At 72.3% G+C, this 972-nt stretch carries 2 pseudogenes; both read right to left on the bottom strand.

What is annotated here, in order from left to right:
• A pseudogene (locus ACFQEU_RS16630) lies at positions 1-339 on the bottom strand (hypothetical protein); the annotation flags it as partial.
• Positions 336-972, bottom strand: a pseudogene (locus ACFQEU_RS16625) (hypothetical protein); the annotation flags it as partial. The pseudogenes ACFQEU_RS16625 and ACFQEU_RS16630, both read right to left, overlap by 4 nt.

The following is a 972-nucleotide window of genomic DNA, read 5'->3' as shown; positions in this document are numbered from 1 at the left end:
GGCCGGGACCCACGCCGCCGACCCGCCCGGCGGCTCGGTGAACAGGAAGCCGGCGAAAGCCGCCACCAACCCGGCTCGGACGACAGTCACCCACGTCGCGGCGGTGATCGGCTGTCTCCCGTGTGCCGTTCCCGCCCGAACCATCGAGCGATGGATGACGGCCGTCACCGCGAGGAACACGACGGCGACGCCGCCGACGAACGCCGGGGTCGGTTTCCCCTCCCACGCCAAGCCGAGCGCGACGAGCGCGACCGTGACCACGGTCCCCGCTCCGGCGACGGTCCACGGGAACGGACCGCCGACCGTGCCCGCCGAGGATGACCGGGAAGTCTCCGTCATCGTTCGGGCACCCCGCCGAGATCGTGGAGGTCCGGATGCGCGTCGTGGCGGTCAGGGTTCCCGTTGCGGTCGTCCGGATCCTCGTTGCGGTCGTCCGGATTCCCGTCCTCGCGACCGCCGACCGCCCGGTCGGGAGGCGGTACGTCGCTCCGGCGTGCGTCCCGAACGGCCTGCCACGCCGCGTGGCGACGATGAACGAGCACCGGAACCGAGCCGATATCGAGCAGCTTCGCGAGCGCGAGCCGGTGTTGGCCGTACGCCCGCCAGTACAGCTCCCCGTCCCGGCCGATGTCGACGTTGATCTCGTCGAGCCGGGCCGTCGTCGTGTAGCCGCTCGGCCCGTGGAGCTGCTCCTGACGGCGGTAGCCGTCCTCGCGTATCGCGTCGTGGAGGCGGTCTATCTCGCGGCACCGCTTGTCGAACCCGTCGACATCGGTGTACCCCCACGCGTTGCCGAACCGCGCGAGCTGCTCGCGGAAGGCGTCGAACAGCGCGGTGTCACGCCACTCGCGGCCCTCCCGGTAGCGTTGCTCGATCCCGCGCGGCACCGCCCGCTCGTCGAACGGCCCCCAGTCGGCCGCCCAATCGCCGTCCGCGACCCGTCCCCACTGCGGGATCCGCGGTGCGACTTCG

The sequence above is a fragment of the Halorubrum tibetense genome, from assembly GCF_042661865.1.
GTDB classification, from domain to species: domain Archaea; phylum Halobacteriota; class Halobacteria; order Halobacteriales; family Haloferacaceae; genus Halorubrum; species Halorubrum tibetense.
This window is presented reverse-complemented; position numbering and strand designations above follow the sequence as displayed.